This is a genomic window from Mycobacterium gallinarum (assembly GCF_010726765.1).
Taxonomy (GTDB): Bacteria; Actinomycetota; Actinomycetes; order Mycobacteriales; family Mycobacteriaceae; genus Mycobacterium; species Mycobacterium gallinarum.
The window spans coordinates 4951846-4973475 of record NZ_AP022601.1; the positions used below are offsets into that span (position 1 = coordinate 4951846).

Annotated in this window: 16 protein-coding genes; 10 read left to right on the forward strand and 6 right to left on the reverse strand. The window is 65.7% G+C overall.

Annotation, left to right across the window (positions count from 1 at the left end; all coding sequences use genetic code 11):
• Positions 1-64: 64 nt before the first annotated feature.
• Positions 65-697: a TetR/AcrR family transcriptional regulator gene (locus tag G6N42_RS24415; protein ID WP_174262155.1), complete on the forward strand. Its 633-nt coding sequence runs from the start codon at positions 65-67 to the stop codon at positions 695-697.
• A 6-nt stretch (positions 698-703) separates the two neighbouring features.
• Here the strand turns inward: G6N42_RS24415 and G6N42_RS24420 are convergent, their stop codons facing one another.
• Complete coding sequence (locus G6N42_RS24420) at positions 704-1381, reverse strand: GAP family protein (protein ID WP_163734060.1); 678 nt, start codon at positions 1379-1381, stop codon at positions 704-706.
• 150 nt (positions 1382-1531) lie between these two features.
• Between G6N42_RS24420 and G6N42_RS24425 the strand changes: the two genes are divergently transcribed.
• The gene (locus G6N42_RS24425) at positions 1532-4654 is read left to right on the forward strand and encodes a multicopper oxidase family protein (protein ID WP_434059596.1); all 3123 of its coding nucleotides are present in this window, start codon (positions 1532-1534) and stop codon (positions 4652-4654) included.
• On the opposite strand, the gene G6N42_RS24430 is transcribed toward G6N42_RS24425, so the two are convergent.
• The 3 genes from G6N42_RS24430 to G6N42_RS24440 are packed head-to-tail and all read right to left on the reverse strand — an operon-like array spanning position 4651 to position 9165.
• Positions 4651-5622, reverse strand: coding sequence for an antibiotic biosynthesis monooxygenase (locus G6N42_RS24430; protein ID WP_163734066.1), 972 nt, complete (start codon positions 5620-5622; stop codon positions 4651-4653). The genes G6N42_RS24425 and G6N42_RS24430 overlap by 4 nt on opposite strands.
• 10 nt (positions 5623-5632) lie before the next feature.
• Complete coding sequence (locus tag G6N42_RS24435) at positions 5633-8350, reverse strand: molybdopterin-dependent oxidoreductase (RefSeq protein ID WP_163734069.1); 2718 nt, start codon at positions 8348-8350, stop codon at positions 5633-5635.
• Positions 8347-9165, reverse strand: coding sequence for an FAD binding domain-containing protein (locus tag G6N42_RS24440; RefSeq protein WP_163734072.1), 819 nt, complete (start codon positions 9163-9165; stop codon positions 8347-8349). Before G6N42_RS24440 ends, G6N42_RS24435 begins: the two co-directional genes overlap by 4 nt.
• A gap of 218 nt (positions 9166-9383) precedes the next feature.
• Between G6N42_RS24440 and clpB the strand changes: the two genes are divergently transcribed.
• The 6 genes from clpB (at position 9384) to G6N42_RS24470 (ending at position 16570) form a co-directional block, all read left to right on the forward strand.
• On the forward strand, positions 9384-11930 hold the full coding sequence (clpB, locus tag G6N42_RS24445; RefSeq protein ID WP_163734075.1) for an ATP-dependent chaperone ClpB: 2547 nt from the start codon (positions 9384-9386) through the stop codon (positions 11928-11930).
• A gap of 18 nt (positions 11931-11948) precedes the next feature.
• The gene (locus G6N42_RS24450) at positions 11949-13274 is read left to right on the forward strand and encodes an alpha/beta hydrolase domain-containing protein (RefSeq protein WP_163734078.1); all 1326 of its coding nucleotides are present in this window, start codon (positions 11949-11951) and stop codon (positions 13272-13274) included.
• Positions 13275-13396: 122 nt separating this feature from the next.
• A complete protein-coding gene (gene ttfA, locus G6N42_RS24455) occupies positions 13397-14227 on the forward strand; it encodes a trehalose monomycolate transport factor TtfA (protein ID WP_163734081.1) in 831 nt (276 codons plus the stop codon).
• A 25-nt stretch (positions 14228-14252) separates the two neighbouring features.
• Entirely contained in the window at positions 14253-15029 is a 777-nt protein-coding gene (locus G6N42_RS24460) for an SDR family NAD(P)-dependent oxidoreductase (protein ID WP_163734084.1), read from the forward strand.
• Positions 15030-15039: 10 nt separating this feature from the next.
• Positions 15040-15936, forward strand: coding sequence for a hypothetical protein (locus G6N42_RS24465; RefSeq protein ID WP_163734086.1), 897 nt, complete (start codon positions 15040-15042; stop codon positions 15934-15936).
• Positions 15929-16570: a TrmH family RNA methyltransferase gene (locus tag G6N42_RS24470; RefSeq protein ID WP_232076297.1), complete on the forward strand. Its 642-nt coding sequence runs from the start codon at positions 15929-15931 to the stop codon at positions 16568-16570. Before G6N42_RS24465 ends, G6N42_RS24470 begins: the two co-directional genes overlap by 8 nt.
• On the opposite strand, the gene G6N42_RS24475 is transcribed toward G6N42_RS24470, so the two are convergent.
• Entirely contained in the window at positions 16454-18040 is a 1587-nt protein-coding gene (locus tag G6N42_RS24475) for an MFS transporter (protein ID WP_163734092.1), read from the reverse strand. The genes G6N42_RS24470 and G6N42_RS24475 overlap by 117 nt on opposite strands.
• Positions 18037-18579 carry a TetR/AcrR family transcriptional regulator gene (locus tag G6N42_RS24480; protein WP_163734095.1) on the reverse strand — a complete coding sequence of 181 codons (543 nt, stop codon included), beginning with the start codon at positions 18577-18579 and terminating at the stop codon, positions 18037-18039. Before G6N42_RS24480 ends, G6N42_RS24475 begins: the two co-directional genes overlap by 4 nt.
• Before the next feature lie 103 nt (positions 18580-18682).
• Here G6N42_RS24480 and G6N42_RS24485 point away from each other — a divergent pair, with 103 nt between their 5' ends.
• A complete protein-coding gene (locus tag G6N42_RS24485) occupies positions 18683-19783 on the forward strand; it encodes a glycoside hydrolase family 76 protein (protein ID WP_163734099.1) in 1101 nt (366 codons plus the stop codon).
• A 65-nt stretch (positions 19784-19848) separates the two neighbouring features.
• On the forward strand, positions 19849-21627 hold the full coding sequence (gene nhaA, locus G6N42_RS24490; protein WP_232076299.1) for a Na+/H+ antiporter NhaA: 1779 nt from the start codon (positions 19849-19851) through the stop codon (positions 21625-21627).
• Positions 21628-21630 lie beyond the last annotated feature (3 nt).

Genomic DNA, 21630 nt, shown 5'->3' on the forward strand with positions numbered 1-21630 from the left:
GCACGGTGAGCGTATCGCGGGCCGGTCATCATTTCAACAGTCAGTGAAATGATAGTGTCGATAGATGCCTTCACCAGCGAAAACGAGGAAGCGGCGAGGGCGACGCCAGGGAGATCCGGTGTCGCGGGAGGCCGTTCTGGCTGCGGCCAAGGTGCGGTTCGCGGCAGAGGGCTACGAGAAGACCACGCTGCGGTCGATCGCGGACGACGCCAACGTGGATCCGTCGATGGTGCTGTACCTGTTCGGCTCGAAGGCCGACCTGTTCAGAGAGGCGCTGCGGCTCATCATCGACCCGGCCGCGCTTGTTGCCGCGCTCTCCGGGGGTGCCGACGACGAACCCGATATCGGTACTCGCATGGTGCGCACCTACCTGCGGATCTGGGAGTCGCCCGACACGGGTCCGAGCATGGTGGCGATGCTGCAGTCGGCGACGTCCAACTCCGATGCCCACGACGCCTTCCGTGCCTTCATGCAGAACTACGTGCTGACGGCGGTGTCCGATGTGCTCGGTGGTGGGGATGAGGCCAGGCTTCGTGCGATGCTCGCCGCGAGTCAGCTCGTTGGGGCGGCGGTGCTGCGCTACGTCATGAAGGTAGCGCCGATGGCGACACTGTCTGGCGACGAAATGGTGCGGCTGCTCGCACCGACGGTGACGCGCTATCTGACCGCGGACGCCAGGGAGCTCGGGCTCCCCTGAGCAGCCTCAAAGGACCAGGCCGTGAATTCCCTTGTACAGCACCAGGAGACCGATCACGACGAGAATGCCCGCGACGAGCACGGCATGCTGGCGCTCCATCCAGTCCCGCAGCCGTCGCAGGGGCTCGACGAGGCGATCACCCGACACGGCATAGGCCAGGATCGGCAATGCGACCGTCGAGCCCGCGACCGCGACGTACCAGATGACCGCCAACCACACTCGGGCGTCGGCCATCCCCGTCGTGCCGATGGCCAAACCCGCAGCGGCACAGATGAACAGCACCTTGGGATTGACTGCGGTGAGGACAAGACCTGTCACGCCGGCACGAGCGGGAGTGAGCTTGGACATGCTCTGCAGCCACTTTGGAACGTGCGCAGCCTTCTTGCGGGTGAGCCATCGGTAGATGCCGAACACGATCAACGCCGCACCGACCACGATGCGTAGCCAGGACGCCCAGCCGGGCGGCTTGCCACCGAGTCCGCCGATGAGGCCGGACACTGCAAGGAAGATGCTCGTCAACGCCGCGAGGCCGATCAGCCAACCCGTCAGGAAAGCCAGCCCCGCCGGCCGTGGCCGGGGCGTTTGCAGCACCAGCACCGCCGGGATGATCGACAACGGCGAAAGTGCCACGACCAGTGCGAGCGGTATGAGCTCGATCAGCACCGATCCCCAGTTGTCCGACAATGCTCCCCCTCTCGTCGCGTCATTCGATACGCAACGTAGCAATCATTGACCAAGCGGACTGTCCGTATGAAGCGATGACCGCCCAGGCGACCACCATGCCGATAGCATCTGCGCATGCGGCGGCCCGGTTCACGCGCGTGTATTGCTCTGATGTTGATTGTCACGTTGATCGCGGCGGCAACCGCATGCTCGCGTGACAAAGAAGCGCCCGCGCCGCAGGCCGGAGTCAACGCCGGACCCGACGGCAGACCCGCCCCGTTCAGGGAGCCCGTGCGGCTGTCGAGCAAGGACGGCGTACTCGAGGTGCGACTGTCGGCGCACCAGGGCACCGTCAACCTCGACACAGTCAAGGAGCCGGTCACCAATTTCCTGATCTTCTCCTACGACCTTGTCAAAGGTACGAGCTCGAACGGATCGACGAAGGGCGACAACGTCTATCCCGCGCCCACGTTGCGGGTGGAACCCGGCGAGAAGCTGATCGTCCACTACGACAACGATCTTCAGAATCTGACGATCCCGGACTTCTACGATCCCGCGATGACGCCCAAGGGCGGTGAGGTGCCGCTGTATCCGCCCGCTCTCAAAGAGGCGCCGTTGAACCTGCACACCCACGGTCTGCACATCAGCCCGTCGGGCAATGCCGACAACGTGTTGTTGTCGATTCCTGCCGGTATGAGCAACACCTTCACCTACGACGTGCCCGAGAACATGCCCAATGGGCTGTACTGGTATCACAGCCACCGGCACACGATGACGTCGCAGCAGACGTACGCCGGATTGGCCGGCCTGTTGGAGATCGGTCGCCCCGACGGCAATCTGCCGCTGGTCACGCAGAACGATATTCCCATCCGCAACATGGCGATTCAGTACAACTACGTGTTCGACCGTAGCGGCAAGGGGCACCAGCTCAACAACTACAGCTGGCCACAGTGGGCGAGCACGCTCGAACCGCCCGACGGGAACCAGCTCGCCGACGGCACGTACCAGCCGAGCCTGGCGCCGGTGAACATCGCCGACACCACAGTCGGCGCCCAGTACCTGACGCCGTGGTGGGCCGGACCGCTGTCACCGCGCAACAATCGCGGTCAGACTCAGTTCATCCCCTCGAATCTGATGAGCTTCGACAGTCCGACGACAAAGTTCGCCGAGAACCCGGGCCTGCCTGACAATCAGCGCGACGTGCAGTTCACCGTGAACGGCCAGTTCCAGCCGGAACTGAAGATCAAGCCGGGTCAGACGGAGATCTGGACGGTCGCCAATATCAGCGATATCGCCTATATGACACTGCGATTGACCGAGACCGCCACCGGCGACCATCCGAAGTTCTCGATAGTCGGGCAGGACGGTAACCCCTACACACAGGTCGGTCGCCCGGTCTACGGGGATGGGACAACGCTCAGCGTGCCGCCCGGGTCACGGTATGCGATCGCGGTCACGATGCCCAAGGAGGGGGATCTGGTCCTGGAGTTCCCGCCGGACCCCGATGCCAAGCCGCTCGTGAATCCCGGTGTGCTCTATACCAACAACGGGACCAAGAACACACCCGCGGTGCTGGGCACTCTCACGGTCGATCCCAAGTACATGGCGTTCGCCGACGGCTTCTTCGTGTTCCCGACGCAGACCCTGATCCGTGCCACGCCCGACACCAGTGGCGAAGGAAAGACCACCGCTTTCGAACCCGGGCAGAACCTCGACGCCTATACGTCGTTCGTGGACACGTCGGTGATGACCCCCGCCGTCAAACGGACCATGACGATCACCGACACCATCGGTGGCAACATCGCCAGCAACAACGATCCCAAGGCCGTCATCTACCAGTTCGAACCCGCCGGGTTCCCGAACGTCTCGCTGATCCAGCCGCGGCTCAACTCCGTTGAGGAGTGGACGATCGTCAATCAGAACAACGATGCGCATCCAATGCACATCCACGTCAACGACTTTCAAGTGATGGCCATCGATGATCCGCATAGGGGCAGGACCGGCGTACAACCCTGGGGGCTCGACAACGTCAACGTGCCCGCGCCGGTATTCAACGACATGCACGTGGTGAGCACGCCCGCGACGCTGACCCTGCGCCAGGAGTTCTCGGAGTTCGCGGGCACGTACGTGATCCACTGCCACCGCCTCAACCATGAGGACAACGGACTCATGGCCACCATCAACGTCATCCCCGAGGTGTCGACATACGCCGTGGCCAATCCCGGCTCCGATGGTAAACCGGCTTCCGTCCAGGTCCGGGATGGCAACGGCGACAAGGTGCTGCAGACCGTCGTCCCGTTCCCGGATTTCGAGGGCACGCCGTCGGTGGCGATGGCCGACGTGAACGGCGACATGATTCTCGATCTGCTTGTCGGAACCGGTAAGGGCGCCACGCCGGAGGTCGTCGCGTACGACGGCAACGACACCGACCTGGGCCTGTTCAAGACCGAGATCACCCGGTTCGTCCCGTTCGACTCCGACTTCACCGGCGGTGTGACCGTCGCCGGGGCGGACATCGACGGAAACTCATTGGCCGACAACATCATCGTCGGTACCGGTCCGGGCACAGAGTCGCAGGTGAAGGTGTATACCTCGAAGCTGCCGTCCGAGTCGGGCAAGGAGCCCGACGTGTTGTCCGCGTTCACGCCCTATCCCGGATCGCAGTCCGGGGTAACGCTGGCCACCGGAATGGTCGAATTCGGTTCAGGCCGCGAGACCATCGTGACCGCGCCGGGTCCCGGCGATGCGCCGCTCGTCAAGTCGTTCCGGTGGGACCTCTACACGCCGACCGCGCGGGCGCAGGCCAACGGCACGGCTACCGAGCACGCCGCAAAGCCCAATGAGCCCAGGATGACATCGAATTTCCTCGCCTACGCAGAGGACTACAGGGACGGGGTCGCGCTGTCGACCGGATGGGTTGCCGGTGGCGAGGGTGGCGCCATGAGCATCATCACCAGCCAACTCGCAGGGCCGGGCACCGTGCGGGTGTGGTCGACGGGCTCCAAGCTCGACGGGCAGCCCGGCATGTACCTCGACAGCCCCAACCACCATGAGGAGAACATCGAATACGCCGAGATCGCATCGTTCACACCGTTCCCCGGCGGGTCGACCGTCGCGACGAGCAGCACCGTCTACGGAGCCGATCTCGTTGTGGCGGGAACCACTGCTGGTGGCCAGGAGGTCCGCAAGTACACCCTGGAGCGACCAGCCCCGGATGCGACGACGTTGGCGCCGAAGCTACTCACCACCCTGCCGAAGATGCCGGCGGGACCGACGCCGCTGGGCGGCCGTTAGGGCATCTGCAGGAGCACCTTGGTGATGAGGTAGAAGGTCGCGCTCAACATCGACATGACGACGAGCACGAGTGCAAATCCACGCCAGTTGGTCTTGGTGACCGAGACATCGGGCGGCGGCCGCAGCCAGTTCTTGAGCAACGGATTGACGAAACGCGGCATCACGAAGTAACTGAGTGCCAAGCTGGACAACAGGTTTCCGATCAGCAGATTCAGCCATAACGGCAACCGCAACGGCCAGAGCGCCAAGGCGATCACCACCACAGTGGGGTAGACGCCGACCCACACCGCGACGGAGGTCTTGAAGTTCGACGGCGGTGGAGCCTCGGCGCCCGTGTCGTCGAAGGCGAACCAGTTGCCGAAGGAGTTGTCGACTGTTCTGGATTGGTAGTCCTTGAACTTCGCACCCTCGGCGAGCAGCTGCTTGCGTTCGCCCGAAACCAGCCAACGATCGAGATCGTCGGCGGTGCTGTAGCGATACAGCGCGGTCCACTCCTCCTGAACACCCTCCACCGGACGGAACAGCTCGGACCCGCGGAATCCCGGAAAAGCGCTCTCCGCCAGCCGAAGTCGCTCCTGCCAGGCGAGGAACTCGTCGACATCGGCCGGATCGACCCGGTGCGTCACCACCACGGTCACCAGTGGATCCGACCTTCGGCCACCGCCGCCGATGACCTGCTGGGTGCCCGGCCCTTCGAAGTACTGCTCGGCCTTGAGTAGCATCTCCTGACGGGTGGCGCTGTTGAGCCATGTCTGGACATGCGCGACCGAGTCGAAGCGATAGACGATCACCCAATCGCTTTGGACCCCGGTGGGCTGGTTGATCTCGGCGGCGATGAAGCCTGGGTACTTGCCGGCTTCGCGGTTCATGTTGAGCTGCCACGCCTCGAACGCCTGCTCCTGGCCGGGCCGAATGCGCTGACTGATGATCACCGTCGCGGTGGTATCGGTGGCCCCTGTCGTGTCCATGTCCTGCCAATCAGGTTGCGGGAGAAAGACGGTGCTCGATCAGGCGTCGATAGATGCGTTCCGGGGTGAACGGCAGCTCGCGATAGCGCACTCCAGTGGCGTCGTGCAGTGCGTTGGCCAGTGCCGGTGCCACCGGGTTGACGTTCGACTCGGCGATGCCCTTCGCCTTCATGGGTCCCACCGAGTCCTGGGTCTCGACGAGGAGGACTTCGGTGCGCGGCACGTCGGCGTAGGTGGGGATGCGATAGTTGCGCAGGTTGGGATTGACCATCACTCCGTTGCTGTCGACATGGAAGTTCTCGGTGAGCGCGAAGCCGATGGCCTGTGCGACCCCGCCTTCGATCTGTCCGCGGACCTGCTGCGGATTGATCACGACGCCGGGATCAGCGGCATGCACGCTGTAGAGAATGCGGACTTCGCCGGTGATCCGGTGGACGGCGATACGGAAGCCGTGCGCATTGGACGTCACGCTGCGCGGCGAACCATAGGCCTTGCGCGCCACGGTGAACCGCCTACCACGCTCACGGGCGGCCACCAGTACCTGGGCCAGCGTCAATCTGGTGTCGGCACACAGCACCCCGTCGTCGTCCATCGAACATTCGCCGACACCGACGCCGACGTGGCCCGCGGCGAAGTGCAGGATGCTGTCGCGTAGCGCGGTCGCGGCGTTCTGTACCGCGTTGCCGGACACGAACAGGCCGGCGCTTGCGAACGCGCCGGTGTCGAAACCCGTCCTGTCGGTGTCGGATTGCACGAGATGGATCCGAGACGTCGTCGTGCCGAGCACGCTCGCCGCGATCTGGACGTGCGCCGTGGACGTGCCTTCACCGAATTCGACTGTTCCCACGGCGATCTCGTAGCTGCCATCGTCCCGCAGGGTCGCCCAGGCTTCCGACACGTGGTCGGTGGGCGGCGCGGTCTCGTGGATGGAGCTCGCGGTACCCGTGCCGACCAGCCAATCTGGTCCGAGGCTCGGCTCGGGAGGCATGCGGCGCAACGCGTCGTCCACCAGGTCGATGCAGGCCGTCAGCCCGTCCTCGGTGAAACTCACATCTTCTGGGTGCTCACCGACCGCCACCAGCGCATCGCCGGGCACAATCACGTTGCGGCGGCGCAATTCCAGCGGATCCATACCGAGCGCCAGCGCCAACTCGGTCATCGCGGACTCGACCGCGAACGACGGCTGGGTCATGCCGTATCCGCGCAGCGCTCCGCTGGGCACGGTGTTCGTGTACACCGAGTAGCCGTCGAATCTCTTGTTGGGGCATCGGTATTGCATCATGGCGGCACCGCCGGCGAACAGCGTCTCGCCGCCGTGGTTTCCGTATGCGCCGGTATTGGACACGTTGCGGAATTGGAAGGCGGTCAGCGTGCCGTCGGCCTTCGCGCCCAGCTTCACGGTGACCTTCATCGGGTGACGCGGTGATGCTGTGGTGAACGACTCTTCCCGGGTGTACTCCCAGCAAACGGGCCTGCCGGTGTCCAGTGCCGCCAGCGCGACCAGGTCTTCGGAGATGACCTCCTGCTTGCCGCCGAACCCGCCGCCGACCCTCTTGCAGAACACCCGCAGCTCGTCCGGCCGAAGGTTGAACAGGTGGGAGAGTTTGAGTTTCGCGACCGACGGCGACTGCGAACTGGTGCGCACATGCAATCGCCCCTCCTCCATCCAGGCGATCGATCCATGTGTTTCGAGGTGGGCGTGCTGGACGCGGGGCGTGAAGTAGGTGCCCTCGTGGATCACGTCGGCCGCGGCGAATCCGGCCTCGACGTCGCCGACCTCGCCATGCAGTTCGAGCAGGATGTTGCGCAGCTTGTCGTGCGCGAACGGATCGTCGTAGCTGTGCAATTGGGGCGCGCCGTCGGCCATCGCCTCCTCGGGGTCGAAGACCGCCGGCAGCACCTCGTACTCCACGGCGACCTTGCGGCAACCCTCTTCGGCGGCGCCTACGGACTCGGCGACCACCGCCACGACGCGCTGGCCCACGAACCGCATGACGTTGTCGAGTATGTAGGTGTCGTCGGGATCGACGAGGTGGTCGGTGTGGATCGCCGTGCTGAATCGCTTACGGGGGACGTCCTGCCACGTGTATACGCGCTGGACGCCGGGAACCTCGAGCGCGGCGGACGTGTCGATGGAGACGACGCGCGCATGGGCGTGCGGTGAGTGCAGCACCTTGAGATGAAGCATCTCCGGCATCGCGGTGTCCATGGTGAATTCGACCGTCCCGGTCACGACCCCGGTTGCTGCCGGCGCAACAACGTTGGCGCCCACGGCCTCACCGGGTGCGGCGTCCTCGACTCCCTTGACGCCGTTGATCGCGTCCTCGATGGCGCGATACCCGGTGCAGCGACACAGGTTTCCCTTCAGCGCGCGCGGCAGGTCGCGCTTCTGCTCGTCGGTGAAGGTGGCCGACGTCATGATCATCCCCGCGGTGCAGAATCCACACTGGAATCCCGGTCCGTCGAGAAATCGCTGTTGCATGGGATGCAGATTGTCCGGCGTGCCAAGGCCCTCGATGGTGGTGACTTCCCGCCCCTCCGCGCGGAAGGCGGGAGTGATGCAGCTGTGCACCGGATCGCCGTCGAGCCACACCGTGCAGGCTCCGCAATCACCTGCGTCACAACCTTTTTTGACCCCGAGGTGGCCCAGCGAGCGGACGAAGGTACGCAGACACTGGCCGGGTCTGGGCTGCTCGTCGAAGGCCGCGCCGTTCACGGTGTAGGTCACGAAGCCCCCCGCGCGAACTCGGCGCGGATGTCCTCGGCGTAGTGCGCGGCGAGGTGGCGCCGGTGGTCCGGGCTGCCGTTAGGGTCGTCGAACCAGAGCTCATCGGGCAATTCGTCGATACGTCGGGCGAGCGCATCGGCGTCTGGCATCGAATCGAATCTCATGCGTACCGGGCGGGTGGTACCCGCGGTGATGGTCAGCAGCATGTCGTCCTGACGTTGGGTCGCGACGATGAAGATCGTCGATCGGCCGAGCTTGGTCAGGGTGAACCGTCGGTGGGTGTGCCGCTTTCGCAAGGCACTCGCCGGAATGTCGATCTTCCGCAGCACCTCTCCGGGCGCCAGGATGTTGGCGTTGTTTCCGGTGACGAAGTCGGCCGCGTCGACGGTGCGCTCGGAGCCGTCGGGCGCGCGCAAGGTGTAAGTGGCCTCCAGCGCAACTGTCATCGTGATCATCGGGCCGGCGGGCAGCGACATGCAGATGTTCCCGCCGACCGTCGCGGTGTTCCACACCTTGAACGAGGCCAGGAACGCCTCACAGCTTGTCTGCAGCAGCGACGCGGCGGGCCAGTCGCTCGGTACCGTGAGCGCGTACAGGTCGCGGATCGTGCACATCGCGCCGATCTCCAGCCCAGTCTCCTCGACCGTGAGGGCGTCCCAGCCCAGCGGCGCCAGATCGATCAGCCGCCGCAGGTGTGGTTGCTGATCCGAGAACAGCCAGGTGCCGCCCGCAAGGAAGGCATCGCCGTCGCGCCAGTGCGCCCCTGGCGGATCGAGCGGTTGGCGGACCACATCGGTGACGGTGTTGAGGTCCAAACGTCTTCCCCCATGCGGCTTTGCCCGAGTTGGATTCCGCCATCGTAGAGGGACGTGGCGGGTGGTTGCTGGATCAGCGGCTCGGTACGCGCTGGCGTTGTGCTGGCAAAAAAGTTAAAGTTGAGCGGAACAGACTCAACCTTGACGGCGTTGTACAACGCGACAAGCATTCCAAGGGCCCTTTGTGCGGCCCTGAAGTACATAGAAAGGGAGGCGTCGTGGACTCGTTCAATCCGACGACCAAAACCCAGGCGGCCCTGACTTCGGCGCTGCAAGCGGCTACCGCCGCCGGCAACCCACAGATCACGCCCGCCCATTTGTTGATGGCACTGCTCACTCAGAACGATGGCATTGCCGCACCGTTGTTGGAGGCCGTCGGCGTCGAACCCGCGACGATCCGTGCAGAAGCGCAACGACTTCTCGACCGGTTACCCAGCGCATCGGGGTCGAGTACGCAACCGCAGCTGGCACCCCAGTCGATCGCTGCGATCACGACGGCCACCCACCTGGCCACCGAGATGGACGACGAATACGTCTCCACCGAGCATCTGCTCGTCGGCCTGGCCACCGGCGACTCCGACGTCGCCAAGCTGCTCAGCGGCCACGGCGCGTCACCGCAGGTGCTGCGCGACGCGTTCGGAAACGTGCGCGGGAGCGCCCGGGTAACCAACCCTGATCCGGAAGCCACGTACCAGGCGCTGGAGAAGTACTCCACCGACCTGACCGCCCGCGCCAGAGAGGGCAAGCTGGATCCGGTCATCGGGCGCGACAACGAGATTCGCCGCGTCGTTCAGGTGCTGAGCCGTCGTACCAAGAACAATCCGGTGCTGATCGGCGAGCCCGGCGTCGGCAAGACGGCGATCGTCGAGGGCCTGGCCCAGCGCATCGTGGCCGGCGACGTACCCGAGAGCCTGCGCGACAAGACCGTCGTGTCATTGGATATGGGCTCGATGGTCGCCGGTGCTAAGTACCGCGGTGAGTTCGAGGAGCGGCTGAAGGCTGTCCTCGACGACATCAAGAACTCGGCCGGTCAGATCATCACCTTCATCGACGAGTTGCACACCATCGTCGGCGCAGGCGCGACCGGCGAATCTGCGATGGACGCGGGCAACATGATCAAGCCGATGCTGGCCCGCGGCGAGCTGAGGCTCGTCGGCGCCACCACCCTCGACGAGTACCGCAAGTACATCGAGAAGGACGCCGCGCTCGAACGTCGCTTCCAGCAGGTGCTCGTCGGCGAGCCGTCCGTCGAGGACACTGTGGGCATTCTGCGCGGGCTCAAGGACCGCTACGAGGTGCACCACGGCGTGCGGATCACCGACTCCGCACTGGTGTCGGCGGCGACCCTGTCCGATCGCTACATCACCAGCCGCTTCCTGCCCGACAAGGCGATCGACCTCGTCGATGAGGCCGCGTCCCGGCTGCGGATGGAGATCGACTCGCGGCCCGTCGAGGTCGACGAGGTCGAGCGCCTGGTGCGCCGGCTCGAGATCGAGGAGATGGCGCTGGCCAAGGAGGAGGACGACGCCTCCAAGGAACGGCTGGTGAAGCTGCGTGCCGAGCTCGCCGACTACAAGGAGAAGCTGGCCGAACTCACGACGCGGTGGCAGAACGAGAAGAGCGCCATCGACGTGGTCCGTGAGCTCAAGGAGCAGCTCGAGACGCTGCGTGGGGAGGCCGACCGGGCCGAGCGCGACGGTGACCTGGCGAAAGCCTCCGAGCTTCGGTACGGGCGCATCCCGGAGATCGAGAAAAAGCTCGATGCGGCGGTGCCCCATGCCGAGGCGCGCGAGGGCGTGATGCTCAAAGAGGAGGTCGGACCCGACGACATCGCCGACGTGGTGTCGGCATGGACCGGCATTCCCGCGGGCCGCATGCTCGAGGGCGAGACCGCCAAGCTGTTGCGCATGGAGGACGAGCTGGGCAAGCGCGTCGTCGGGCAGAAGAAGGCCGTGCAGGCCGTGTCCGACGCGGTGCGGCGCAGCCGTGCCGGTGTCGCCGACCCCAACCGGCCGACGGGATCGTTCATGTTCCTCGGCCCGACCGGTGTCGGTAAGACGGAGCTCGCGAAAGCGTTGGCGGAGTTCCTGTTCGACGACGAACGTGCCATGGTCCGCATCGACATGAGCGAGTACGGCGAGAAGCACTCGGTGGCCCGCCTCGTCGGTGCGCCTCCCGGGTACATCGGTTATGACCAGGGCGGGCAGCTGACCGAAGCGGTGCGGCGGCGTCCGTACACGGTGATTCTGTTCGACGAGATCGAGAAGGCTCACCCGGACGTGTTCGACGTGCTGCTTGCCGTGCTCGACGAGGGCAGGCTGACCGACGGTCAGGGCCGGACGGTCGACTTCCGCAACACGATCCTGATCCTGACGTCCAACCTCGGCGCCGGTGGCACCGAGGAGCAGGTGATGGCCGCGGTGCGCTCGGCGTTCAAGCCCGAGTTCATCAACCGGCTCGACGACGTCATCGTCTTCGACGCGCTCGAACCCGGTGAGCTGGTGGCGATCGTCGACATCCAACTGCAGCAGCTGTCGAAGCGGCTGGCGCAACGCAGGCTGACGCTGGAGGTGTCGCTGCCCGCCAAGCAGTGGTTGGCGCATCGCGGTTTCGACCCGCTCTACGGTGCGCGTCCGCTGCGGCGGCTGATCCAGCAGGCCATCGGCGACCAGCTCGCCAAGATGCTGCTTGCCGGCGAGGTCCATGACGGCGACGTGGTGCCGGTCAACGTCAGCGCGGACGGCGATTCGCTGGTCCTGGGCTGAGCCTGATATCGATGGGGGATGAGCACTCGCGTCTCGTCCCTCCCCGGTAGACCCAACCTGCTCCTCGGCGCCTACGAGCTGGCCACGCTCGGCTACGGCGCCGAGGAGTTCGTCATCTCCGGCACCGCACGCTCGTATGCCACCGGCGAGACGGCGGACTACACGACCCGCATCGTGGTGTGCCGCCCGAAGGGCGCGTTCAACGGCACCGCCGTCGTCGAATGGCTCAACGTCAGCGGCGGCATCGACGCACCCGCGGTCTGGCTGATGGCGCATCGCGAGATCGCGCGCGCCGGCTACGCCTACGTCGCGGTGTCCGCCCAGTACGTCGGCGTCGAGGGCGGTGACAACCTGATCGGTATCGACATGTCGCTGAAAGCCCAAGACCGCGAACGCTATTCGCAGCTCAATCATCCGGGTGACCAGTTCGCCTATGACATCTACACCCAGATCGGCCGTTTGGTCAGTGAGGGTGGTATCGACAGACTGCAGCCGAAAGCGGTTCTCGCGGTGGGGGAATCCCAGTCGGCGATGTTTCTGACCACCTATGTGAACGAGGTCGACGCGGTCACTCAAGTTTTTGATGGCTTCCTCGTGCACTCGCGGTTCGGTCCCGCCGCTGCACTCCGCGGCGGCAGCGCGCTGGAAGAGTCACGGCCTGCGCCCTTCCGGGACGATCTGCGGGTCCCGGTGCTATCGGTGATCACCGAGACCGATCTGGTCGACGGCCATCTGCTCGGCTACCACCACGCCCGCCGACCGGACAACGACAGGTTGCGGGTGTGGGAGATACCCGGCACCGCGCACGCCGACAACTACACGATTCGGGTCGGCTTCATCGACGACGGCTCGCTGCCGCTGGAGGGCCTTGTCGCGGCCTACGCACCCACGAACGAGTTGATGGGGACGAACCTGTCCTACTACATCAACTTCGCGCCCCAGCATCACTACGTGCTGCAGGCCGCGATCGCGGCCCTCAACGACTGGGTTCGTACCGGCGCGCCTGCGGCCACGGCGCAGCCGATGGCCCTCACCGGCGCGGACGTCCCGGCGCTGGTGCTCGACGATCACGAACTCGCCGTGGGCGGAGTCCGTACGCCGTGGGTCGACGTGCCGATTGCGCGGACATCGGGCCTCGCGCCCGACGAGAGCCCCATGTCCTTCTTGTTCGGTACCGGGGAGGTGTTCGACGCCGACACGGTGCGCGCGCTTTATCCTGGCGGCGCCGCCGACTACCTGGCGCGTTTCGGCGACGCGCTGGATCGCGCGATCGACGCGGGTTTCATCGTGGCGGCTGACCGGACCGAGATCCTCCAGCTCGCCGAGGCGTCCTTTCCCGAGTGACCCAGAGGTTGCGATGCGAAGAAGCTGGTAGTCGGCATATGACAGGGAAAGTCGCTATGTGACGAGCCTGTGATCTGCTCGAGTTCGGACTTGAGGGCTACCTGCAAGTAAGCTACGACGTAATGGTCCCGCTCTGGTTCACGCTGTCCGCGCTCTGTTTCGTGGGTGCGGCGGTTCTTCTGTACGTCGACATCGACCGTCGACGTGGGCTGGGTCGTCGCCGCAAGTCGTGGGCGAAGTCGCACGGTTTCGACTATGAACACGAGTCGAGCGACATCCTGAAGCGCTGGAAGCGCGGTGTGATGTCGACCGTCGGCGACATCAACGCCAAGAACGTCGTCCTCGGGCAGATCCGTGGCGAAGCGGTGTTCATCTTCGACCTCGAAGACGTCGCGACCGTCATCGCCCTGCACCGCAAGGTCGGCACGAACGTGGTCGTCGATCTGCGGCTCAAGGGAATCAAGGAGCCGCGGGAGAACGACATCTGGCTGCTCGGCGCGATCGGTCCGCGGATGGTGTACTCGACCAACCTCGACGCGGCCCGACGCGCCTGCGACCGCCGCATGGTGACGTTCGCCCACACCGCGCCGGATTGTGCAGAGATCATGTGGAACGAGGAGCACTGGACGCTGGTCTCGATGCCGGTGACCAGCACGCGGGCACAGTGGGATGAGGGCCTGCGCACGGTGCGCCAGTTCAACGACCTGCTGCGCGTGCTGCCGCCAACGTCGCAGGCGACCGTCGGTCAGTCGGTGACGCGCCGCAGCGGGTCGCCGAGCCGTCCGCTCAAGCCGGCGCCGGCGCGCTCCGAGGTGCCTGCCGGCAGGGCCGAGGCTCCAGGCGGCAGGTATGCCCAGGCGCCCCCGCGACCCGAACAGGCTCGTCGAACCGCGTCGCCCCCGCAGCCACCGCAATCGCGCAACGGACGGCAGTCCCCGCACTATCAGCGGTGACCGGCGCGGTGACTAAGCTGTCGCCATGTCACGCCCCGTCGCCCTGATCACTGGCCCCACGTCGGGGTTGGGCGCAGGATTCGCCCGCAGATATGCCGTGGACGGCTTCGACCTCGTGCTCGTCGCGCGCGATGCGAAGCGTCTCGACGCGCTGGCCGCCGAACTGCACGACGAGGCAGGCGCGAACGTCGAGGTGCTCGTCGCCGACCTGGCGCAGGCCGCCGATCGTTCGAAGGTGGCCGACCGGCTTGCCGCCGGTGTGCGCGTTCTGGTCAACAACGCCGGTTTCGGAACCTCCGGCGAGTTCTGGACCGCAGATCTCGCGGTGCTGCAGTCCCAACTGGACGTCAACGTCACGGCGGTCATGCATCTGACGCACGCGGCGTTGCCGCCGATGCTGGCGGCCGGTGAAGGCACGGTGATCAACGTCGCCAGCGTGGCCGGACTGCTGCCTGGGCGTGGTTCGACGTACTCGGCCTCCAAAGCCTGGGTGGTCGCGTTCTCCGAGGGCCTGGCCAACGGCCTGGGTGGCACCGGCGTCGGCGTACATGCGCTGTGCCCCGGTTTCGTGCACACCGAATTCCATGAACGAGCGGGCATCGACATGGCGAACACGCCGTCGTTCCTGTGGCTGGAGGTGGACGACGTGGTCCGCGAGACGATGGCCGATGTCGCACGGGGCAAGGTGGTGATCGTGCCCGGCCTGCAGTACAAGGCACTGACCACCGGTGGCCGCATGGTGCCGCGAAACGTGGTGCGTGCGGTGACGAAAGTCGTTGGCCGGGGCCGGGATAGAACCTAAGTCGCGCTCAGTGTCCGCCCGTTCAGTTTTCACTGCCCTCACCGCGGTGCTCCTGGTCGCCTCGGCCTGTTCGAGCGATGACGCGAAGGTCGACACCTACTCCGCCCAGACCGCGACCATCGGCGAATCGTTGGCGTTCCTGGGCTGGAACATGTCGGTGTCCAATCTGCGTTTCGAGGGCGAAAACGTCCTGATCGACATCGACGCGGCGCCATCGGGTGACGGTCCGCATGCCGACCCGAAGGACCTGAGGTTCGGGCTTTACGGCGCGTTGGCACACCCGCTCGAGGCCCCCGCCATCGGCGGGTGCCGTGACGTGACGGACCTCGACGTGCAGCCGGTGTCGGAGACGCCGGACCGGCTGACGGGAACGGTATGTGTGGGGCCACAACGTGACCAGCTCCAGGTGCGCGGGGTCTATGTCTATTCGACCCGTGATCGCACGCCCGGTACCACGATGGCGCACGGCGTGGCGTTTCCCGTCGGGCTACCTACGGTCGAAGACGAGGCCACCGGACTGTCGCTCAAGACGACCAGCGTGGACGCGTTCCGTGCGGACGGCTCCATGCTCGACCAGACCGCGCTCGGAGACCCCAACGAGTTCACCGGAAACGGCTACATGCTGCTCGGCCTCGAGATCTCCGGTCAGGCAACGCAATACCGTGAGGAGTCGAAACGCCGCGGCGGACCGACGATGGTGGTGATGGCTCCGACGTTGCCTCCGCCCGGGCTGAGCCACGCCTGCGACGTCTACGGCGCGTCGACTCTCGTGCTACCTGACAGCACCCGCGACGCGGTCTTCACCCGCGTGACGTTGTGCACCCAGGGAGAGATGAATGAAGCACTGCTCTATCCGACGCTCTCGGTGGTCGGCACGCACGCCGCGATGTGGGCCAAGGGTGAGTGAGGCGGGTCCGACCGAGTGGGGCGAGGGTCCCGGGGTAGGCCCATGGCAAGGCCCGCTGCCCGACGATCCCCGTTACGACCCCGCGCTGCTGCGGGACGGCGACACCCGCAATGTCGTTGATGCATATCGGTATTGGACACGCGAAGCGATCATCGCCGACATCGACACCCGTAGGCATCCCCTGCACATCGCGATCGAGAACTTCGGTAACGACGCCAACATCGGTGCGGTGGTCCGAACGGCCAACGCGTTCGCGGTGGACACCGTGCACATCGTGGGTCGCCGCCGGTGGAATCGGCGCGGAGCAATGGTGACCGATCGTTACCAGCGGCTGTGCCACCATGACGCCACCGAAGGGCTGTTGGCCTTCGCCGTCGATGCGGGGCTGACCGTCGTCGCCGTCGACAACGTGCCGGGTGCCGCGCGGCTGGAGGACGTCGAGTTACCGCGAGCATGCCTACTGGTGTTCGGGCAGGAAGGTCCGGGCATCACCTCGGAGGCCAGTGCAGGCGCCGAATTAACGGTGTCGATCGCACAATTCGGCTCCACCCGCAGCATCAATGCCGGAGTCGCCGCAGGCATCGCCATGCACAGCTGGATCCGAACCCACGCCGACCTCGACCGCGCCTGGTAGCCGTTCGCGCAGCAACAGCCACACCGCGACCGCCGAGACCAGCATCAGCGCCGCACCGACGCCGGACGCGATCGCGAGCCCCGAGGTGAACGCGTGCTTCGTCGCGTCGAGCAGGGCGGACGCCTGGTCGGCGGGCAGTGTCTGTGCGGCCTCGACCGCAGCGGCGAGGGAGTCACGCGATTCAGCGACCACCACAGCGGAAATGCCTTCGGGGGCAGTGAAATTGCGATACACGCCGGTGACGATCGAGCCCAGGGTGGCAATGCCGAGCGCCATCCCGAGCTCGTACGCGGTCTCCGAAACCGCGGCCGCCGCACCGGCGCGCTCCTTCGGAACGCTGGCCAGGATGACGTCGCTCGCCACGGTGAACGCCAGGCCGAGCCCGACACCGACGACGAACAGCGTCACGCCGAGTTGGGGGTAGGAGGTGCCGGGTGTGAGCACCGTCAATGTCGCCATGGCGACACCCACCAGCGCCAGGCCTGACGTGAGTACCGCGCGCCGGGACCAATAGCGCACCGCGACTCCCGCCAGCACACCGAACACCGTCGCCGTCACCGCCGCGGGTAGTTCGGCGAGGCCGGCCTGCAACGGGCTGAAGCCCTGGACGAGCTGGAAGTACTGCGACAGGAAGAAGACCAGACCGGACAGTCCGAGGACGGACAGCAAGTTGGCACTCACCACACCGGTGAATGCGCGGTTGGCGAACAGCCGAACGTCGATCAGGGGGTGCGACAGCCTGAGTTGGCGGCGGACGAACAGTGTCAGTGCACCTGCCCCGGCCAGGGCTGCGACGGCGACGTCGAGGTGAAATCCCTGCGCGGCAACCTCTTTGATCGCGTACACGGCGCCGAGGATGCCCGCCATCGACAACACGACGCTGGGCAGATCCCACGGCCCGGGGGCGGGGTTGCGGTGCTCGGGCACCAGCGCGATGCCGCCGATCACCAGGACCACCATCACCGGCACGTTGATCAAGAACACCGAGCCCCACCAGAAATGCTCGAGCAGTATCCCGCCGAGAATCGGGCCGAAGGCGGCGCCTGCCGAGAACGCCGACGCCCAAATGCCGACGGCCAGTGTGCGTTCCTTGGCATCGGGGAAAATGCCGCGGATGAGGGCCAGCGTCGCAGGCGCCAGGGTCGCACCCGCAATGCCCTGCAGGGCCCGCGCCGCGATCAACAGTTCCGCGGAGGGCGCATACGCCGTCGCGGCGGAGATCACCGCGAAGGCCGTCGCACCCCAGAGCAACATCTTCCGATGACCGATCCGGTCACCGAGGCCGCCCATCGTGATCAGGAGGCTGGCGAGCACGAACGAGTAGATGTCGCCGATCCACAGGATCTGGATTCCGGTGGCATCGAGATCCCGGCTGATGAAGGGTGTAGCCAGCGCCAGGACCGTACCGTCGATGCCGATGAGCAGAACCGCGAGCGTCAGGACGCCGAGCGCGGACCAGCGGCGAATCATGATGTCAGTACTCCGTGCAATAGCAGTTCGGTGATCATGTGGTCGAACTCGCGTCCCGCGACGCGACCGACCTGAACGGCCCACGCCGCTCCTGCCACCAGTGAATAGAGCGCCTCGGTCAGCCATGCCGCGGTGAGGTCGGGACGGACATCGCCGTCGCGCTGGCCGCGTTGGAACAGCGCGGTGATGGCGGAGTCGATGTCCGCCCAGCCCTCCAGCGACTTGTCCACGTCGAGTTCCTGGGTCTGGCTGTAGAGCAGCGCGAGGTAGGGCGATACCGGTTGGCATGCGGTGATCAGCCTGCGCAACGCCTCGACGGCCGAACCATCCTGCAAGCGGGCGACGTCGAGGGCGTGTGCCATCTCGCTGATCGCGAGTTCGTCCAACGCGACCATCAGTGCCGGCTTCCCCGCGAAATGGCGATGCAGCGTGGCTCGGCTCACCCCGACCGCGGCCGCGATCTCGTCCTGCGTCGCATTGGGCCTGCGGCCGAGGAAGTCGGCCGCGGCGCGCAGCAGCGTCTCACGGTCAGAAGGCATGAGACGATAATAGCTCAGATGAGACAAATATGTCTCATACTGAATATGGGCCGGCCTCTCAGCCGAGCACATTTCGCAGGCCGGGTAGGGCAGGATCGAAGTCATGGATCAGCTATGGGCCAACCGCGCGGCCAGCGCAGAGGCCGCGATCGCCAAGCGGCATCTGAAGAAGGTGTGGGCCGTGCCGGGAACTCAGCTGGGCGTCGTCGCCTGGCCGGCGACGCGCAAGTACCGGCTGTTCGGCACCTGGCACTACTGGTGGCAGGCCCATCTACTGGACTGCCTGGTCGACGCGCAACTGCGCGACCCGCAGCCTGAACGCCAGCAGAAGATCGCCAGGCAGATCAGGGGTCACCGGCTACGCAACAACCTGCGCTGGACCAACGACTACTACGACGACATGGCGTGGCTGGCCATCGCGCTCGAACGGGCGGGGCGCCTCGCGGGTGTCGAGCGGCCCAGGGCGCTGGACACACTGTCCGAACAGTTCCTCAACTCGTGGGTCCCCGAGGACGGCGGCGGAATTCCATGGCGCAAACAAGACCAGTTCTTCAACGCCCCTGCCAACGGTCCGGCGGCGATCTTCCTCGCCCGCCACGACCGGCTGCGCCGGGCCCAGCAGATGTCGGACTGGCTCGACGAGACGCTGATCGATCCGGAGACGCATCTGGTGTTCGACGGGATCAAGGGCGGTTCGATGGTGCGCGCGCAGTACACCTACTGCCAGGGAGTGGTGCTCGGCCTGGAAACCGAACTCGCGATGCGCACCGAGGACGCCGACCACGCCAAGCGGGTGCACCGACTGGTCGCCGCGGTACGCGACCACATGGCTCCCGAGGGCATCATCCGGGGTGCGGGCGGCGGCGACGGCGGCCTGTTCAACGGGATCCTCGCGCGCTATCTGGCGTTGGTGGCCACGTCGCTGCCGCAAAACGACGACGATGACGCGGCTGCCAGGGCCGCCGCGACCAAGCTGGTGCTGACGTCGGCGGAGGCGGCCTGGGACAACCGGCAGACCGTCGACGGCCTGCCACTGTTCGCGGCGTTCTGGGAGCGCACCGCCGAGATACCCACTGCGGCAGGTGAGGAGGCCGAGTCCGTCGAGGGCGCCGTCAACTCGTCGCAGGTTCCAGAGCGCGATCTGTCCGTTCAGCTGGCAGGGTGGATGCTCATGGAAGCGGCCCACGCGGTATCCGACACGTGACGTCTGAGCCGGCTTCGCGCGTCGTTCATTCTTTTCCCACGCGGTTCGGCCGCGACCTCAAATCGATGAAGCCTGGGGAAAACGCCGCCGCGGGCCTGCTGCTGCTGTCCACAGTCATCGCCATCATCTGGGCGAATTCGCCATGGGCGGAAAGCTATTGGACCCTGCTGGACACCCACGTCGGTGTTTCGTTCGGCGAGCACCACTTCGACATGAGCGTCAAGCATCTGATCAACGACGCGCTCATGACGTTCTTCTTCTTCATCGTCGGCCTCGAAGTGACACGGGAGTTCGCCATCGGCGAGCTCACCGACAGAGCTAGAGCCGCGGTACCCGTCGTCGCGGCGATCGCGGGTCTGGTCGCGCCCGCCGTCATATTCCTGGTGCTCAACCCCTCCGGCGAGAACGCCCACGCCTGGGGTGTGGTGATTTCCACCGACACCGCCTTCCTGGTGGGTGCGCTCGCCATCATCAAACCGAAATTTCCTGGGCGACTGCGGATCTTCCTGCTCACCCTGGCCGTCGTCGACGACGTCGGTGCGCTGATCGTGATTGCGGTGTTCTATTCGGACTCGATCCAGGTGGCACCGCTGGTGGTGTCGGCGCTACTGCTCATCGCCATCGCGCTGGTGCGGTTTCTTCCTGTCGCCCGCGGCCCCGCATACGCGGTGCTGGGCTTCGCGTTGTGGGTCGGGCTGTATATGGCGGGAATCCACCCGACCCTCGCCGGTGTCGCGCTCGCGTTACTCATTCCCGTATTCGCCCCCGAGCGCAGACAGGTCGAGGACGCCGTCGAGGTGATCCGCGCTTTCCGGCAGTCACCGAACTCTCAGTACGCCCGCACGGCCACCCGCCGTCTGCGGCAATCGATTTCCATCAACGAACGACTGCAGACCGACATCGGACCGTACGTGTCGTTCCTGGTGCTGCCGTTGTTCGCGTTGGTCAACGCCGGGGTCAGGCTCGACGCGGAGAGCCTGTCCGCTGCGGCGCGCTCATCGTTGACGTGGGGCATCATCGCCGGGCTGGTGCTGGGGAAGTTCATCGGCATCACCGGTGCGACGTGGCTGATGAGCCGAACGGGGCTCGGTCAGCTGGCTCCCGGGCTGCGGTTGCGCCGGGTCGCCGGTGGTGCCGCGCTGTCCGGAATCGGTTTCACCATTTCACTTTTCATCGTCGACATCGCGATCAGCGAACCCGCGCGGCAGGATCAGGCGCGTATCGGTGTCATCGCCGCGTCGCTCATCGCATTGGTCCTCGGCTGGGCCATCTTCCACATCACCGACCTGGTCAGCCCGCCGGAACCCATCGGCCTCAAGCTGATTCGACCCGTGGACCCCGCGCGCGACCACGTCCGCGGCAACCCCGACGCTCCCTTGACGCTGGTGGAGTACGGCGACTACGAATGCCCGTTCTGTAGCCGTGCGACGGGTGGGATCGACGAAGTGCGTTCGCATTTCGGTGACGACCTGCTCTACGTGTGGCGACACCTGCCGCTGGAGAGGGTTCACCCGCGTGCCTTCGACGCGGCACGCGCCGCCGAGGCTGCCGGGTTGCAGGGCAAGTACTTCGAGATGGGTACGGAGTTGTTCGCGCACCAGGACGACCTGGAGTGGTCGGATATCTACCGCTACGCCAACGCGGTGGGACTCGATCTCGAACAGTTCGATCAGGACGTTCGGGTTCATCCGTCGAAGGTGTTACACCGCGTGCAGGACGACGCACAGGACGCCGAGGCGATGGATCTGAACTCGACGCCGACGTTCTTCGTCAACGGTAAGCGCCACAAGGGCCCGTGGGATTCGGCCAGCCTGATCCGGGCGCTGGAGGAAAGCCGCCAATGAGCG

What these genes read in the sequence shown, in the direction of transcription:
- G6N42_RS24450 (WP_163734078.1), top strand. Translation starts at nt 11,949, where the DNA reads ATGAGCACTCGCGTCTCGTCCCTCCCCGGTAGACCCAACCTGCTCCTC.
- G6N42_RS24485 (WP_163734099.1), top strand. Translation starts at nt 18,683, where the DNA reads ATGGATCAGCTATGGGCCAACCGCGCGGCCAGCGCAGAGGCCGCGATC.
- G6N42_RS24480 (WP_163734095.1), bottom strand. Translation starts at nt 18,579, where the DNA reads ATGCCTTCTGACCGTGAGACGCTGCTGCGCGCCGCGGCCGACTTCCTC.
- G6N42_RS24425 (WP_434059596.1), top strand. Translation starts at nt 1,532, where the DNA reads ATGTTGATTGTCACGTTGATCGCGGCGGCAACCGCATGCTCGCGTGAC.
- nhaA (WP_232076299.1), top strand. Translation starts at nt 19,849, where the DNA reads ATGAAGCCTGGGGAAAACGCCGCCGCGGGCCTGCTGCTGCTGTCCACA.
- G6N42_RS24415 (WP_174262155.1), top strand. Translation starts at nt 65, where the DNA reads ATGCCTTCACCAGCGAAAACGAGGAAGCGGCGAGGGCGACGCCAGGGA.
- G6N42_RS24460 (WP_163734084.1), top strand. Translation starts at nt 14,253, where the DNA reads ATGTCACGCCCCGTCGCCCTGATCACTGGCCCCACGTCGGGGTTGGGC.
- G6N42_RS24475 (WP_163734092.1), bottom strand. Translation starts at nt 18,040, where the DNA reads ATGATTCGCCGCTGGTCCGCGCTCGGCGTCCTGACGCTCGCGGTTCTG.
- ttfA (WP_163734081.1), top strand. Translation starts at nt 13,397, where the DNA reads ATGGTCCCGCTCTGGTTCACGCTGTCCGCGCTCTGTTTCGTGGGTGCG.
- G6N42_RS24430 (WP_163734066.1), bottom strand. Translation starts at nt 5,622, where the DNA reads ATGGACACGACAGGGGCCACCGATACCACCGCGACGGTGATCATCAGT.